14 protein-coding genes are annotated in these 15065 nt (G+C 73.4%); 6 read left to right on the top strand and 8 right to left on the bottom strand.

Features of this window, described 5'->3' with window-relative positions; all coding sequences use genetic code 11:
- Positions 1 to 687 carry a TVP38/TMEM64 family protein gene (locus HEQ75_RS01150; protein WP_168027070.1) on the bottom strand — a complete coding sequence of 229 codons (687 nt, stop codon included), beginning with the start codon at positions 685 to 687 and terminating at the stop codon, positions 1 to 3.
- Positions 687 to 1487, bottom strand: coding sequence for a glycosyltransferase (locus tag HEQ75_RS01155; protein WP_168027071.1), 801 nt, complete (start codon positions 1485 to 1487; stop codon positions 687 to 689). Before HEQ75_RS01155 ends, HEQ75_RS01150 begins: the two co-directional genes overlap by 1 nt.
- 110 nt (positions 1488 to 1597) lie before the next feature.
- Here HEQ75_RS01155 and HEQ75_RS01160 point away from each other — a divergent pair, with 110 nt between their 5' ends.
- The 3 genes from HEQ75_RS01160 to tldD are packed head-to-tail and all read left to right on the top strand — an operon-like array spanning position 1598 to position 6365.
- The gene (locus HEQ75_RS01160) at positions 1598 to 2674 is read left to right on the top strand and encodes a COX15/CtaA family protein (RefSeq protein ID WP_168027072.1); all 1077 of its coding nucleotides are present in this window, start codon (positions 1598 to 1600) and stop codon (positions 2672 to 2674) included.
- Positions 2671 to 4935, top strand: coding sequence for a sensor histidine kinase (locus HEQ75_RS01165; RefSeq protein WP_168027073.1), 2265 nt, complete (start codon positions 2671 to 2673; stop codon positions 4933 to 4935). Before HEQ75_RS01160 ends, HEQ75_RS01165 begins: the two co-directional genes overlap by 4 nt.
- Positions 4932 to 6365, top strand: coding sequence for a metalloprotease TldD (gene tldD / locus HEQ75_RS01170; RefSeq protein WP_168027074.1), 1434 nt, complete (start codon positions 4932 to 4934; stop codon positions 6363 to 6365). The genes HEQ75_RS01165 and tldD overlap by 4 nt, the downstream gene beginning before the upstream one ends.
- Positions 6366 to 6377: 12 nt before the next feature.
- Here tldD and HEQ75_RS01175 read toward each other — a convergent pair whose 3' ends face one another.
- Together HEQ75_RS01175 and HEQ75_RS01180 are read right to left on the bottom strand one after the other, a co-directional pair.
- Positions 6378 to 7028 (bottom strand): LysE family translocator, encoded by a 651-nt coding sequence (locus tag HEQ75_RS01175; protein WP_168027075.1) that lies wholly within the window; start codon positions 7026 to 7028, stop codon positions 6378 to 6380.
- A gap of 53 nt (positions 7029 to 7081) precedes the next feature.
- Positions 7082 to 7774, bottom strand: coding sequence for an ArsR/SmtB family transcription factor (locus HEQ75_RS01180; RefSeq protein WP_168027076.1), 693 nt, complete (start codon positions 7772 to 7774; stop codon positions 7082 to 7084).
- Between the two features lie 314 nt (positions 7775 to 8088).
- Here HEQ75_RS01180 and HEQ75_RS01185 point away from each other — a divergent pair, with 314 nt between their 5' ends.
- The gene (locus HEQ75_RS01185) at positions 8089 to 9339 is read left to right on the top strand and encodes an MFS transporter (RefSeq protein ID WP_168027077.1); all 1251 of its coding nucleotides are present in this window, start codon (positions 8089 to 8091) and stop codon (positions 9337 to 9339) included.
- Here HEQ75_RS01185 and HEQ75_RS01190 read toward each other — a convergent pair whose 3' ends face one another.
- Positions 9340 to 9993, bottom strand: a complete 654-nt coding sequence (locus HEQ75_RS01190; protein ID WP_168027078.1) for a hypothetical protein — start codon at positions 9991 to 9993, stop codon at positions 9340 to 9342.
- Between the two features lie 88 nt (positions 9994 to 10081).
- Here HEQ75_RS01190 and HEQ75_RS01195 point away from each other — a divergent pair, with 88 nt between their 5' ends.
- Positions 10082 to 11260 (top strand): pyridoxal-phosphate-dependent aminotransferase family protein, encoded by a 1179-nt coding sequence (locus HEQ75_RS01195; protein WP_168027079.1) that lies wholly within the window; start codon positions 10082 to 10084, stop codon positions 11258 to 11260.
- A gap of 44 nt (positions 11261 to 11304) precedes the next feature.
- Positions 11305 to 11703: a GNAT family N-acetyltransferase gene (locus HEQ75_RS01200; protein WP_328733200.1), complete on the top strand. Its 399-nt coding sequence runs from the start codon at positions 11305 to 11307 to the stop codon at positions 11701 to 11703.
- On the opposite strand, the gene aroA is transcribed toward HEQ75_RS01200, so the two are convergent.
- The 3 genes from aroA to HEQ75_RS01215 are packed head-to-tail and all read right to left on the bottom strand — an operon-like array spanning position 11676 to position 15039.
- Entirely contained in the window at positions 11676 to 12926 is a 1251-nt protein-coding gene (gene aroA / locus HEQ75_RS01205) for a 3-phosphoshikimate 1-carboxyvinyltransferase (RefSeq protein ID WP_235961158.1), read from the bottom strand. The genes HEQ75_RS01200 and aroA overlap by 28 nt on opposite strands.
- Positions 12926 to 14269: a glutamate--cysteine ligase gene (locus HEQ75_RS01210; RefSeq protein WP_168027081.1), complete on the bottom strand. Its 1344-nt coding sequence runs from the start codon at positions 14267 to 14269 to the stop codon at positions 12926 to 12928. The genes aroA and HEQ75_RS01210 overlap by 1 nt, the downstream gene beginning before the upstream one ends.
- Before the next feature lie 50 nt (positions 14270 to 14319).
- Positions 14320 to 15039 carry a 16S rRNA (uracil(1498)-N(3))-methyltransferase gene (locus HEQ75_RS01215; protein ID WP_168027082.1) on the bottom strand — a complete coding sequence of 240 codons (720 nt, stop codon included), beginning with the start codon at positions 15037 to 15039 and terminating at the stop codon, positions 14320 to 14322.
- Between the last annotated feature and the right edge of the window lie 26 nt (positions 15040 to 15065).

A 15065-nucleotide genomic window follows, 5' to 3' on the forward strand; every position in this document is an offset into this window, starting at 1 on the left:
TCACCCCTCGCCGCCCAGCGCCCGCCCGGCGCGGTGCCGGCGCAGCAGCAGCAGCCCGATCAGGATGGAGAGCCCGAACAGCCCGATGCCCAGCGCCAACTGCCAGGCGCCCTCCACCCTGATGCCCTTGCCCAGCAGGGCGAAGACCACGGTCTGCGGCAGGTAGCCCAGCGCGGAGGCGGCCAGGAAAGGCCCCGCCGCCAGCCCGGCCATGCCGCCCAGCAGGTTCAGCGCCAGGTTGTTGCCCACCGGCAGCAGCCGCAGCGCAAGCGTGGCGGCGAAGGGGTCGGCGCGCAGCACGTCGCGCAGCGGCCGCAGCCGGTGGCCGAAGCGGCCCTGCATCCGGCGCTCCGCCCAAGGCCGCCCCAGCAGCCGCGCCCAGAAGAAGCTGGTGGCGCAGCCCAGAAGCTGCGCGACCAGGCCCAGCGCACTGCCCAGCACGGTGCCGAAGGCATAGCCGCCGAGAAAGGCAACGCTCTGCCGTGGCACGCCGGCGGCGGTCAGCGCCGCGCCCATCAGCACGAAGACCAGCTCGCCCCAAAGCCCCTCGTCGCGGATGCTGCGGTCCACCCAGCCGGTGCCGGGCACGCCGCCCATCTGCCGCAGCAGGGCGCCGGCCGCCAGCAGGCCGGCGGCCAGCAGCAGCAGCTTCGCCAGGGACCGCCAGCGTTCCGGCAGGCGCTGCATCAGGGGTGCGGCACCGGGCCATCCGCCGGCACCGGCACGCGCTCCGCCACCGGCCGCTTCCAGCGGCGCTGCAGCCAGATCACGCCCAGCAGGTCGGCGATGCTGACCGCGAGACGGTCCAGCGTGCCGTAGTTGGACTGCCCGCGCAGCCGCGGCCGGTGGTTCACCGGCTCGCTCACCACCCGCCCGCCGGCGCGCAGCACCAGCGCCGGCAGGTAGCGGTGCATGTGGTCGAAGCGCGGCAGGTCCAGGAACAGGGCGCGCGGGAACACCTTCAGCCCGCAGCCGGTATCGGGCGTTGCATCGCCCAGCAGCCGGGCGCGCACCGCATTGGCCATCCGGCTGGTCACCCGCTTCACGCCGCTGTCGCGCCGCTTCGTCCGGTGGCCCGCCACCAGGATATCGCCGGAAGCCTCCGCCCGGGCCCGCGCCCAGAGAGTCGGAATATCCGCCGGGTCGTTCTGCCCGTCCCCGTCCAGGGTCGCGATCCAGGCCGCCCGCGCCGCCATCACGCCGCTGACCACGCCGGCCGACTGGCCGCAGGAAACCCGGTGCCGCAGCACCACGACGGGATGCCGCGCGGCCGCCTCCACCAGGCGCTGCGCCGTGTCGTCGGTGGATCCGTCATCGACGCAGACCACCTCATGCGCCGTGCCGGCCATCGCCGCGGCGATCTCGGCGATCAGCGGCAGGACGTTCGGCCCCTCGTTCCGCATCGGGATGACGATGGAGATCAGCGGCGCGGCGGCGGGATCGGCGCCATCGGGCCGGTCCGGCCTCGGGGACAGGTCGGGGGCCATGGCCGGGCGGGGTAGCAGGGGGCGCAGCGGGCGGCAAGCAGCCCGCCGGGCATCCCCGCCATGGAGCGGCGGATGCTGCGCAATCGCGCAGGCGCCCCTATGGTAGTGTCATGCCCTTCGACCCGCCCGCCCCGCTCCCCGCCGCAACCCGCCACGCCCAGGCGCGGGCCGTCGCCACCTGGCTGCTCTTCGTTGCCGGCCTGGTCTGGATCATGGTGGCGATCGGCGGCGCCACACGGCTGACCGGCTCCGGCCTGTCCATCATGGAATGGGCGCCGCTCTCCGGAACCCTGCCGCCGCTGAGCGAGGCGGAATGGCAGCGCCTGTACGACCTGTACCGGACCATCCCGCAATACGCGCTGGTCAACCAGGGCTTCGGGCTGGAGGGTTTCAAGGAGATCTTCTGGCTGGAGTGGATCCACCGCTTCTGGGGCCGGCTGATCGGGCTGGCCTATGCCGCCGGCCTCGCCTGGTTCTGGCTGCGCGGCCGCATCCCGCCGGGCAGCAAGCCGCGCCTTCTGGGGCTGCTGGCGCTGGGCGGGCTGCAGGGCGCGATCGGCTGGTACATGGTGGCCTCCGGATTCGAGGCGGACCGCACTGCCGTCTCTCCCTACCGGCTGGTGATCCATCTGGGTCTGGCGCTGGCGATCTTCGCCGCCCTGGTCTGGACCGCGCTCGGCCTGCTGCGGCCGGCAGGCACGGCGCCGGCGGCGGCGCGGCCGGTGCGGCGGATGCTGCTTGTCGCCGCCTGGGCGCTGGTGGGCGCCCTGCTGGCCGGCGGCTTCGTCGCCGGCATCCGCGCCGGCCTCTCCTTCAACACCTTCCCGCTGATGGATGGCCAGCTGGTGCCGGATGGCTACTGGCTGCTGTCGCCGGCCTGGACCAATCTGACCAGCAACGTCGCCGCGGTGCAGTTCAACCACCGCCTGCTGGCGACGCTGACGCTGCTGTGTGCCGCCGGGGCGGTCTGGGCGGCGCTGCGCCGCCTGCCGGCGGGCGGCGCGCGGGGTGCCGTGCTGGGCTTCGGCGCCGCGGTTGCCCTGCAATACACGCTGGGCGTGGTGACGCTGCTGCATGTGGTGCCGGTCTCGCTCGGCACGCTGCACCAGGCGGTGGCGGTGCTGGTGCTGGGCACCGCGCTGGTGGCGCTGCACGCGCTGCGCCCCGCCGCGCCCCCGTCCCCGTGAGCGCGGACGCCGAGCTTCCGCCGCCGCCCTCGCTGGCGGCCATCTGCGCCGCCCTTCCGGTGGCGGTCGCGGTCTACAATTCGGCCCACCGCCTGGTGCTGGCCAATGACGGTGCCCTTGCCTGGCATGGCCTGGACCCTGCCCGCGCCCAGCCCGGCATGGCCTTCGGGGAAATCGTCCGGCTGCTGGCCTGGGCCGGCGCCTATGGGCGGGGAGAGCCGGAGAACCTCGTGCGCAGCGTGCTGGCGATCGACCGCAGCCGCCCGCACAGCCGCTTGGTCCGCAGCAGCGACGACCGCATCTTCGCCGTCGAGAGCCGGCCTCTGCCGGCGGGCGGCTTCCTGACCTGCACCGCCGATGTCAGCGCCATGGCCAGGGCCGAGGCCGATTCGGCCGCCCGCGCGCGGCTTCTGGAAGCGGTGCTCAGCCGGCTCCAGGCCGGGGTCGCGCTGTTCGACGCGGACCTTCTGCTGAGCCTTTCCAACCCCTCCTATGAGGGGCTGATCGGCCTGCCGGCCGGCACCATCCGCCCCGGCATGGCGCATGGCGAGATCCTGGCCCTGCTGGAGCAGCGCGGCGAGATGGACGCCGCGGAGCGCGCCGAAACCGCGGAACGCGTGCAGGAGGGCCGCTTCCAGCCCGGCACCCGCCAGCGCCTGCGCCCCACCGGGGAAGTGCTGCGCGTCGGCAGCCAGCGCCTGCCGCAGGGCGGCTTCATGATCGAGGTGGACGACGTCACCCCGCTGAAACGGGCGGAGGACGAGGCCCGCCGCCGCGCCGCCCTGCTTGACGGGGTGCTGGACGCGCTGCCGCATGGCGTCTGCGTCTACGGGCCGGACCGCCGCGTGGTGCGCTTCAACAGCGCCTATGGCCGCATCATGGCGGGCTCCCCCATCGTGGTGGGGGACCTGCTGGACGACATGGTGGCACGGCGCGAAGCGGAAGGGGAATTCACCGCCGCCGAGGCCGCGCTGGTCCGCCGCCGCCCGGCGGAACCCCCGGGCCAGGGCCTGTTGCGCCATGTCCGCCCGAACGGCACGGCGGTGGAAAGCCGCGTCGCGCCGCTGCCCGATGGCGGCCATATCAGCGTGCTGACCGACGTCACCGCCCTGCACCGCGCCGAATCGGAGGCCAGCCGCCGCGCCGCCATGCTGGAGGCGATGCAGAGCTCGATCCGCCAGGGCATCGTCATGTACGGCCCGGACCGCCGGCTGATCACCACCAACAGCCGCACCGCGCCGATGATCGGCCTGCCGGCGGATTTCCTGCAGCCCGGCCGGCTGGTGGATGAGGTGCTGGACGAACAGGTGCGCCGCGGCGAGATCTCGGCCGAGGCCGGGGCCCGCGCCAAGGCGAACGACCGCAGCCGCTCCTACCGCTACCACCGCAGCACGCGCGATGGCCGGGTGATCGAGGCCGCCTCCGACCCCACCGCCGATGGCGGCTTTGTCATGACCTTCAGCGACGTGACGGAGGACTACCGCATCCGCGCCGAGCTGGAACGTGCCCGCATCGCGGCGGAAGCCGCCTCCGAGGCCAAGTCCCGCTTCCTGGCGACGATGAGCCACGAGCTGCGCACGCCGCTGAACGCGGTGATCGGCTTCAGCGACGCGCTGGCGCAGGAGCGCGACCGCAAGCGGCTGGAGGATTTCGCCCGATCGATCAACGAGGCCGGGCGCCACCTGCTGCTGCTGATCGACGACATCCTGGACGTCGCCCGCAGCCAGACCGGGGCGCTCGAGATCGCCGAGCACCCGGTGGGCGTTGGGCCGCTGCTGGAGGAGGCCGGCGCCGCCATCGCGCAGGATGCCGGCAAGGCCGGCCTTACCCTGGTGCTGGACGTGCCGGACGGCCTGCCGGCGCTCCGCGGCGATGCCAGGCGTCTGCACCAGCTGCTGCTGAGCCTGCTGTCCAACGCCGTGAAGTTCACCCCGCCCGGCGGCTGCATCACCCTCTCCGCCGGCGTGACCGACACCGGGCTCGCGATCCGCGTCGCCGATACCGGCATCGGCATCGCCCCGGAGGACCGGGAAAGGGTGTTCGAGCCCTTCACCCAGGTGGACAATTCCCTGGCCCGCCGCTTTCACGGCTCCGGCCTCGGCCTCTACATGGCCCGCACCCTGGCCGAGGCGCTGGGCGGGTCGGTGGCGCTGGAGGCACCGCCCGGCCCCGGCACCCTCGCCGTGCTCCGCTTCCCTCCCGCCCGCCTGCTCACCGCCCCATATGCCGGGGCGGAACACCATGTGAAGGACCCACCGTGACCGATGCCCTGGCTGCCACCGACGCGCTGTTCTTCGCCCGGCTGGACCGCGACGCCGCCGAACGGCTGACGCGCGCGGCGACCGCGGGGGCGGAGGATGGCGAGCTGTTCCTGGAACACCGGGAAAGCGAGGCGATCAGCCTGGAGGATGGCCGCATCCGCTCCGCCAGCTTCGACGTCACCAGCGGCTTCGGCCTGCGCAGCGTGGCCGGGGAGGCCGCCGGCTACGCCCATGCCGCGGAGCTGTCGGAAGCCGCCCTGGCGCGGGCGGCAGAGACGGTGAAGGCGGTGGCCGCCGGCCATTCCGGCACGCTGGATGTCGGCCCGCGCGCCACCAACACCCGGCTCTATTCCGACCTCAACCCGCTCTCCGCCATGGAGTTCGCGGCCAAGACCGCGATGCTGGCGGAGATCGACGCCTATGCCCGCGCCCGGGACCCGCGGGTGCGCCAGGTGATGGCCTCCATCTTCGGGGAATGGCAGGCGGTGCAGATCCTGCGCCCGGATGGGTCACGGGTTGCCGATCTGCGCCCGCTGGTGCGGCTGAACGTCGCCGTGGTGGTGGAAAGCGACGGGCGGAAGGAGACCGGCAGCACCGGCACCGGCGGCCGCTTCGCCTATGAGCGGGTGCTGAACCAGGCCACCTGGAAATCGGCGGTGGAGGAAGCCCTGCGCCAGGCGCTGCTGAACCTCGACAGCGTCCCGGCCCCGGCCGGGGAGATGGAGGTGGTGCTGGGCCCGGGATGGCCCGGCATCCTGCTGCACGAAGCGATCGGCCATGGGTTGGAAGGCGATTTCAACCGCAAGAAGACCAGCGCCTTCGCGGGCCTGCTCGGCCAGCGCATCGCCTCCCCCGGCGTCACCGTGGTGGATGACGGCACGATGCCGGACCGCCGCGGGTCGCTGAGCGTGGATGACGAGGGCACGCCCTCGGGCCGCACCACGCTGATCGAGGACGGGATCCTGGTGGGCTTTCTCCAGGACCGGCAGAATGCGCGGCTGATGGGCGTGGCGCCGACCGGCAATGGGCGGCGGCAGTCCCACGCCCATATCCCGATGCCGCGCATGACCAATACGGTGATGCTGGGCGGCGACCGCGACCCGGGCGAGATCCTGGCCAGCGTGAAGCGCGGCATCTACGCGGTGAATTTCGGCGGCGGCCAGGTGGACATCACCTCCGGCAAATTCGTCTTCTCCGCCAGCGAGGCGTATCTGATCGAGGATGGCAAGATCGGCGCGCCGGTGAAGGGCGCGACGCTGATCGGCAACGGGCCGGATGCGCTGACCAAGGTGGCGATGGTGGGCAATGACATGGCGCTGGATGCCGGCATCGGCACCTGCGGCAAGCAGGGCCAGGGCGTGCCGGTGGGCGTCGGCCAGCCGACGCTGAAGATGACCGGGCTGACCATCGGCGGCACCGCCGTGGGGTAACGGCGGCGACGCTCAGCCGGCCGGGCGTCGCGCCAGGGCCAGGCCGAGGCCAAGCGCGACCATGGCACCGCCCGAGCCCAGCCGCAGGCGCCGGATCAGCCCCGGGCGCGCCGCCGCGCCATCCCGGATGCGGCTGGCCGCGAAGGCCACCACGATATCGGCCAGCGTGTTCAGCGCAACCGAGATGAAGCCAAGGGCGACGAACGGCCAGGCGACAGGGCCCGCGGCCGGATCCAGGAACTGCGGCACGAAGGCCAGGAAGAAGGCCGCCGTCTTCGGGTTCAGCGCCTCCACCAGCACGCCCTCCCGGAACGCCCGCCCGGACCCGATCGGTGGCTGTGCCAGGCCCGCGCCGAGGTCCGGCGCCCGATCCCGGCGTGCCGCCTGGAGGGTGCGGAAGCCCAGCCAGACCAGATAGGCGGCCCCGGCCAGCTTGAGGATGGTGAACAGCTCCGCGCTCGCCAGCAGGACGGCCGAAACGCCCAGGCTGCCCGCCAGCACATGCACCATGCCGCCCAGGCCGGTTCCAAAGCTGGAAGCCACGCCTTCCGCCCGCCCACCGGCCAAGCTGCGCGCCGCCACGTAGAAGAGGCCGGGGCCGGGTGTGACCGCGAGCAGCAGGGCGGCAGCGAAATACAAGGCGAGCTGGGTCAGGTCGGGCATGGCTCAGGCTCTACGGCATGGCGCCGGACGCGCCCAGCCCCACCACGGCGCCGTCAGTCCAGCTCGATCCCGAAGGCCCGGCGCAGCCCCGCCTCCCCCGCCCGCGTCACCAGCACGGCGCGCGATTGCGGCACCCGCTTCACCCAGCCGAGTTCGAAGCAGCGCGCACACAGCGCCGCCCCCAGCCCGCCGGCCAGGTGATGGCGCCGCTCGCTCCAGTCCAGGCAGGGCCGGCAGAAGGCGCGGCGTGACCCAACCGCTTGCGACGTGATGCCGAGCCCGGCCAGGAAATCCTCCCCCGCCGGCGTCACCGCGCCGCCATCCGTCGCCAGTTCCACCTGCCCCCGCGCCGCCATGGCGTCGGCGATCGCCACGCCAAGCTGGCCGGCCAGGTGGTCGTAGCAGGTGCGCGCGCGTCGCATTGCTGCATCTGCCGGGCCGGTGCGGCGCGGCCGCGCCGGCGGTGGCGCGGCGCCGGCCACCATCATGATCGCCTCCAGCATCCGCGCCACCGCGGGGCTGGCCAGCCGGTGGTAGCGGTGGCGCCCCTGGCGCTCCATCGCCAGCAGCCCGGCAGCCGCCAGCCGGGCCAGATGCCCGCTGGCGGTCTGCGCGGTGATGCCGGCCGCGCCCGCCAACTCCCCCGCTGTCAGCGCGCGGCCATCCATCAGGGCGTTCAGCATGCAGGCGCGGGCGGGGTCGCCCACCAGGGCGGCGGTCTCGGCCATGGCGGCGTTGCTGGACATGGCAGGGCTCCCGATCACGGCGGCAGATCATGGGCCGGTGCTGCGCGCCATGCTTCGGCCCGGACCGAAGCATGGCCGCCCGCGGCCACCGCCGCCAGCACGTCCTGGCGGCTCCGGTGCCGTTCGAAGCAGCCGGCAGGCCAGGCCGGCGGCGGCGAGAGGCCGCGCCCGGATCGGGGCGAGGGCGGGCAGGTGCGGCGGTTCCGGCCGGGTCCCCGCCAGGCTGAAGCCGCGGCCGCGCCGCATGCTTCGGCCGGCGCCGCACCATGCCCCTGGCCCGCCACCGCAGGCTGGGGGCAGCCGGAGAATGTCCCATGTCGCTGCCCCTGACCGCCCCGCCGCCTGCCGCCCCGCCAGCCTCGCCCTTCCGCGGCTGGCGCGTTGCCTGGGCGGCCTTCGCGGTGGCCGTGCTGGGCTGGGGCATCGGCTTCTACGGCCCGCCGGTCTTCCTGCTGGCGGTGCAGCGGGCGCGCGGCTGGCCGGTGCCGCTCATCGCCACCGCCATCACCTGCCATTTCCTGGCCAGCGCCGCCGTGGTCGCCTGGCTGCCGGCGCTGCACCGGCGCCTTGGCCTCGCCGGCGCCACGCGGCTTGGCGGGGTGCTGGCGGGGCTCGGCGTGGTCGCCTGGGCACTGGCCGGCGAGCCCTGGCAGCTTCATGCGGCCACCATGATCAGCGGCGCCGGCTGGGCGATGACCGGCGGGGCGGCGATCAATGCCATGGTCGCGCCCTGGTTCATCCGCCGCCGGCCCGCGGCCCTGAGCCTGGCCTATAACGGCGCCTCGGTTGGCGGGGCCCTGTTCTCGCCGCTCTGGGTGGCGCTGATCGAAGGCCTCGGCTTCGCCCAGGCGGCGCTGCTGCTGGGCGCGGCGATGGCCTGCCTGCTCTGGTGGCTGTCCGGCCGGTATCTCGCGGGCGGCCCCGAAGCCTGGGGGCAAAGTCCGGATGGTCTCGCCGCGCCGCCGCCCGGCCCTGCGCCGAGGCCCGCGCCCACCCTGCCCGGCAGCCGTCTCTGGCGCGACCGCGGCTTCGTGACCCTTGCGCTCGCCACGGCGCTGTCGCTGTTCGCGCAGATCGGGCTGATCGTGCACCTGTTCTCGCTGATCGCCGGGCCGCTCGGCGCGCAGGGGGCCGGCTTCGCCGCCGGGCTGGCGACGGCCTGCGCCATCCTCGGCCGCAGCCTGGTGGGCGCCCTGCTGCCGGAGGCGGCGGATCGCCGCCGGGTCGCCGCCGCCAACTTTGCCCTCCAGGCCGCCGGGTCGCTGCTGCTGCTCGCCTCCGGCGGGGTGCAGGTGCCGCTGCTGCTGGCCGGGCTGGTGCTGTTCGGGCTGGGACTTGGCAATGTCACCTCCCTGCCGCCGATGATCGTGCAGCGGGATTTCGCGGCCGGCGACACGGCCCGCGCCGTGGCGCTGGTCACCGCCTGCGGCCAGGCCGCCTATGCCTTCGCGCCGGCCGGCTTCGCCCTGCTGCGCGACGATGCCGGCTCGGCCTCCCTGTTCCTCGCCGCGGCGGCGTTGCAGGTTGCGGCCGCGCTGGCCGTGCTGGCGGGGCGCCGGCGGTGATCAGGCCGCCACCTGCCGTTCCAGCACCGCCCGCCACTGCGCCGCATCGCCATCATGGTCGCTGGCATCCGGCTCCAGGATCGCCAGCGGAAAGCCGGCCAGGCGCGCATCCGGCGTGAGGCGGTCGGCATAGGCGACGAACAGCAGGCTGTTGCCGTCCGGCCCGAACACCGATGCCACCGCCGCCGCCACGTCCCGCATCCGCTGGGCGGTCAGGCGGAAATCCAGGGTTTGCGGCGCGCCGTCGCGCACCCGGTCCAGGTTGTTCTGGGTGTTGGAGAGGATGAACACCCGCCGCTCCAGCGCCCGCAGCGCCAGCATCCGCGCCCAGCGCCGCTGCAGGCGGCCGGCCAGCGCCGTGAAATCCGCCGCCTCCTCCACCGGGTCGTGCCACAGCCAAACGCCCTGCCGCGCCCAGAAGGGCCGCTTCGCCGGCACCAGCTCCGCCAGCGTCGGCGGCACCCGCACCGGGCCGCGCAGCCAGCGCGCCACCGCCCCCGGCGGGGCCAGGCACCAGTCGAAGGGCAGCGTCCGCAACTGCATGGTCGGGTCCAGCCGCGCCCGCAGCAGCGTCACGTTCAGGCTGACATGCCGCGCCGTCTGGCAGGAGGTACCGAGGCTGACCACCGCCGCCCGTTCGCCGATCAGGGACATGCCGCTCCATCCGCCACCAAGGCTTTTCTTTTCCGCCGAACGGCGGGACAAGGGAAGCGGGGGCAAGACCCCTGGGGAGACAAGGCAGATGACACCGCGCGGCCGCCACTTCTTCGCCAATCCGGGTCCCACCAACATCCCGGACAGCATCCTGCAGGCGGTCAGCCACCACACGGTGGATTTCAACGCCCCCGATTTCCTCGCCGTCTACGATGCCTGCCTGGAAGGGCTGAAGCGCGTGCTGCGCACCAACCAGCACCTGTTCATGTACACCGGCACCGGCCATGCGGCGTGGGAGGCCACGCTGGTCAACCTGCTCTCGCCCGGCGACCGCATCCTGGTGATCGAGACCGGCCATTTCTCCGAGCATTGGGGCAAGATGGCCGCCGACCTCGGCATCGAGGTCCAGACCCTGGCCGCCGATTGGCGCCGCGGCGTGGATTATCCCGATCTCGCCGCGGCGCTGGCAGCCGATAGGGGGCACGCCATCAAGGCGGTGTGTGCCGTGCACAACGAAACCTCCACCGGCATGACGCTGGACCTGCCGCGCCTCCGCGCCACGCTGGACGAAGCCAAGCATCCGGCGCTGCTGCTGGCCGACATCATCTCCTCGCTCGGCTCCATCGAATTCTGCTTCGACGATTGGGGCATCGATGCCGCGGTGGGCGGCAGCCAGAAGGGGCTGATGCTGCCGGTCGGCTTCGCCTTCACCGGCGTCTCGGAGAAGGCGATGGCAGCCCACAAGGCCTCCACCTTCCCCAAGCACTATTTCAACTGGACCACGATGCTGACACGGCGCCACCGCAGCTTCATCGGCACCGTGCCCATCGCCCTGTTCTACGGCCTGCGGGAAGCGCTGCGCCTGATCGAGCAGGAGGAGGGGCTGGACAATGTGCTGGCCCGCCATACCCGCCTGGCGGAAGCCACCCGCCGCTGCGTGCGCCACTGGGCCGGCAACAACGGCCCGCAGCTGTTCTGCCTTTCGCCCGAGCGCGTCTCCGATTCCGTCACCTCGGTCCTGATGCCGGAAGGCCATGATGCGGAGGCGCTGCGCCGACGCGTCGGCAGCATGAACGTGGCGCTCGGCACCGGCCTGTCCCGCCTCAACGGCAAGGTCTTCCGCATCGGCCATCTGGGCGACCTGAACGAGCCGATGCTGCTGGGCACCCTGGCGGCGACCGAGATCGGGCTGCGCCTGCAAGGGGTGCCGCACAGCCCCGGCGGGGTGGATGCGGCCATGGCGCATCTGGCGGAGACGGCGGCCTGATCCGCCCCGCCACGCGCGGGGAGGCACCAGCGCTGGCCGCGCTGGTGGTGCGCGCCTATGCGCCCTGGAAGGCGCTGACCGGCGCGCCGCCCCTGCCGATGCAGGACGACTACGCCGCCCGCTGCGCCGCCGGCCAGGCTTTCGTGCTGATCGCGGACCGCGCCTTGGCCGGCCTCATCGTGCTGGAGGATTTCCCTGACCACCTCTGGATCGACAATGTCGCGGTCGATCCGGCGCGCGCGGGCAAGGGCCTGGGCCGCACCCTGATGGGCTTTGCCGAGGCCGAGGCGCGCCGTCGCTTCCTGCCGGAACTCCGCCTGCTGACCAACGCGCTGATGGCCCGCAACATCGCCCTCTACGCCCGGCTCGGCTTCACCGAGACGGCGCGGCGGGTCGAGAAGGGCCGTGCCCGGGTCTATATGGCGAGGGCGCTCTCCGGCTGAATCGCCACCCCCAGGCTTTCCAGGTCGCGCCAGTAATCCGGGTAGGTCTTGGCGACGCAGCCCGGCTCCAGGATGGTCACGCCCGGCACCACCAGCCCGGCGAGCGCCATGCTCATCGCGATGCGGTGGTCGCCATAGGTCTCGATCCGCGCCGGCCGGAAGGACTCGCGCGGTTGCGGCGTCACCACCAGGTCGTCGCCCTCCTCCCGCGCCAGGCCGGGGGCCAGGCGCGCCAGTTCGGTGGCCATCGCCGCCACCCGGTCGCATTCCTTCACGCGAAGGTTGGCGATGCCGGTGAAGCGCACCGGCGTGGCGTTGAAGGCCGCCAGCGCCGCCAGCGTCGGCACCGCATCCTGCATCTGCGACCCCTCGATCACGGCCGGCAGGTGCGGGAACAGCCGGATCAGCGCCTGGGCCTGCGCATCCGGCTGGGTGAAGTCCTGCGTGCCGAGGTCGATCGCCCCGCCCGTCAGCACCTCTGCCGCCCAGAGATAGGTCGCGGCGGAGGCATCGGGCTCCACATGCAGGTCGGCGGCGCGGTAGCCGCCCGGCTGCACCACCCAGGCAGCGCTGCCCTCCTGCGCCACCGTCGCACCAAACCGACGCATGGCGGCGACCGTCAGGTCGATATAGCCGCGCGCGCCGATCGCATCGCCGGCGAGCGAAACCCGCACCGGCTTCGCGCCGCAAGCCGCCAGCATCAGCAGGGCGGAGACGTACTGGCTGGACAGGCCGGCATCCACCGTCACCGCCTCCCCCGCAAAGCCGCCGCTTCCCTGCACCGTCACCGGCGGGCAGCCCGTGGGGGCGGAGGCCTCGACGCCGAGCGCCCCCAGCGCGGTGACCAGCGGCGCGATCGGGCGCTTCTGCATATGCGCATCGCCGGTCAGCACCACCGGGCCATCGGCCAGCGCCGCCGCGGCGGTCAGGAAGCGCGTCGCGGTGCCGGCATTGCCGAGGAACAGTGGCCCTGGTGGCGCCCGCAGCGCCCCGGTGCCGGTGACCACGAAGCCGGTCGCATCCGGCTCCGCCACCGTCACGCCCATCGCCCGCAGGGCGTCCGCCATGTGCCGCGTGTCGTCGCTTTTCAGCGCCCCGGTGATGCGGCTTTCGCCGCGCGCGAGCGCCGCCAGCAGCAGCGCCCGGTTGGTGATGGATTTGGAGCCCGGTGGCGCCACCCGCCCCACCAGCCGCCGCCCCGGCGGCGTGATGGTCAGCGCCATCATGCCTCCGCCTCGGCGAAGATGCGGCGCACATCGCCCGCCCAGCTGGTCTCGTAGCGCTGCAGCCAGCGTTCCGCCTGGGTCAGGCCGCTTTCCGCGATCTCCTCCAGCGGCGCCAGATAGACCTCCTCCCCTAGCCCGCGGGCGCGCAGGCCCTGGCGCGATATGGCGATGGCGTCGCGGGCGATGTCCTGCAGCCGGCGGCCCTCGATGGTGGCGGCCAGCGCCTGCGCCGGCACCGCGTTGCGCAGCGCCCGCATCGACTCCACCGACCAGCCGCGGATCAGCGCCGCGGCCGCCTTCTGCGCCGCGTCGTCATACAGCAGCCCGGTCCAGAAGGCCGGCTTGGCCATCAGCATGGCCGGGCTGCCGGCATCCGCGCCGCGCATCTCCAGGAAGCGCTTCAGCCGCACATCGGTGAAGACGGTGGTCACGTGGTCCGCCCAGTCGCCCATCGTCGCCTCATGGCCCGCCAGCTTCGCCGCCCGCCCTTCGACGAAGGCGCGGAAGGGCACGCCGGCAGCGTCGATGTACCGGCCTTCGCGCATGATGAAGTACATCGGCACGTCCAGCACGAACTCGGCGAAGCGGGCAAAGCCGAAGCCTTCCTCGAAGGCCACGGGCGGGATGCCGGTGCGGTCCGGGTCGGTGTCCGTCCAGACCCGCCCGCGGAGCGTCAGGAAGCCGGAGGGCTTGCCCTCCCGGAACGGGGAATTGGCGAACAGCGCGGTGGCCAGCGGCTGCAGCGCCAGGCTGACGCGCAGCTTTTCCACCATGTCGGCCTCGTCGCCGAAATCGAGGTTCACCTGCACGGTGCAGGTGCGCAGCATCATGTCCAGCCCCATGCCGCCGACCTGCGGCATGTAGCGCCGCATGATGGCGTAGCGCCCCTTCGGCATCCAGGGCATGTCCTCCCGCGTCGCCATCGGGTGGAAGCCCAGCGGCGCGAAGCCCAGGCCGAGCGGCCCGCCCACCGCATGCACCCGGCGCAAATGCTCGGCCAGTTCCACCCGGGTCTCGTGCAGGTCGGCCATCGGCGCCCCGGACAGTTCGAACTGCCCGCCCGGCTCCAGGCTGACCGACCCGCCATCCCGCTTCAGGCCGATGACATGGCCGGAGTCGAGGATCGGCGCCCAGCCCTCGGCCTGCAGCCCTTTCAGCATCGCCCGGATGCCGCCCGGCTCATAGGGCGGCGGGGCGAAGCCCGCCCGCGCAAAGCCGAACTTCTCGTGCTCCGTGCCGATCCGCCAGGCGGCCTTCGGCTTGCTGCCGGCGGCGAACCATTCGGAAAGCTGGCGCGTGGAGGTGATCGGCGTCAGATCGGCCTCGCCCGGATTCGACATAGGTCAGCGTTCTCTTCCTGGCGTTCGGCCGGGGCGGCTGCCCAGGCTGATCAGGCCCAATCGCCCACGAGCGCCTGCAGCGCCGCAAGCCCGGCCACGGCCGCGGTCTCGGCCCGGAGGATCCGGGGCCCGAGGGCAGCCGGCACTACAAAGGGCCGCCGGCGCAGGTCGTCAAGCTCCGCCGCCGTGAAGCCGCCTTCCGGCCCCACCAGCAGGGCGATCGGCGCGCCCGGCCTCAGGGCCGCGGCGCGGGGCGGCTCCGCCACCGTGCGCTCCATCGCCACCACCAGCGGCGTCGCGTCCCAGGCCGCCAGCACCCGGTGCAGGGGCAGCGCCTCCGCCACCGCGGGCGCGCCAAGCCGCTCGCATTGCTCGGCCGCGCCGCGGGCGATGGCGGCCAGCCGCGCCGCATTGGCGCGGTCCGCGACGCTGCGCTGGGTCAGCACCGGCTGGATCAGGGTGGCGCCCAGCTCCGTCGCCTTCTCGGCCACCCAGTCCATCGCGTCCCGCTTCAGCGCCGCGACCAGCAGCCGGCAATCGGGCTCCGCCGCCGCAGGGCGGACCTGCCCGCCCACCGCGAATCGGGCGCGATCCTTGCGGATCGAATCGATGGTCGCCGACCATTCCCCGTCGCGCGGGTTGAACAGCCGGACGGTATCGCCCGGGCCGCGGCGCAGCACGGTGCCCAGATGATGCGCCTGGCCGGGCGCGGCCTCCACCAGGGTGCCTTCGGCCAGGGCTGCGTCGTGGTAGAGCCGAGGGATGGACATGCACATTCTCCGCGGACAGGTATAGG

Origin of the sequence: Falsiroseomonas selenitidurans, from assembly GCF_012103215.1 — a bacterium.
Taxonomy (GTDB): domain Bacteria; phylum Pseudomonadota; class Alphaproteobacteria; order Acetobacterales; family Acetobacteraceae; genus Falsiroseomonas; species Falsiroseomonas selenitidurans.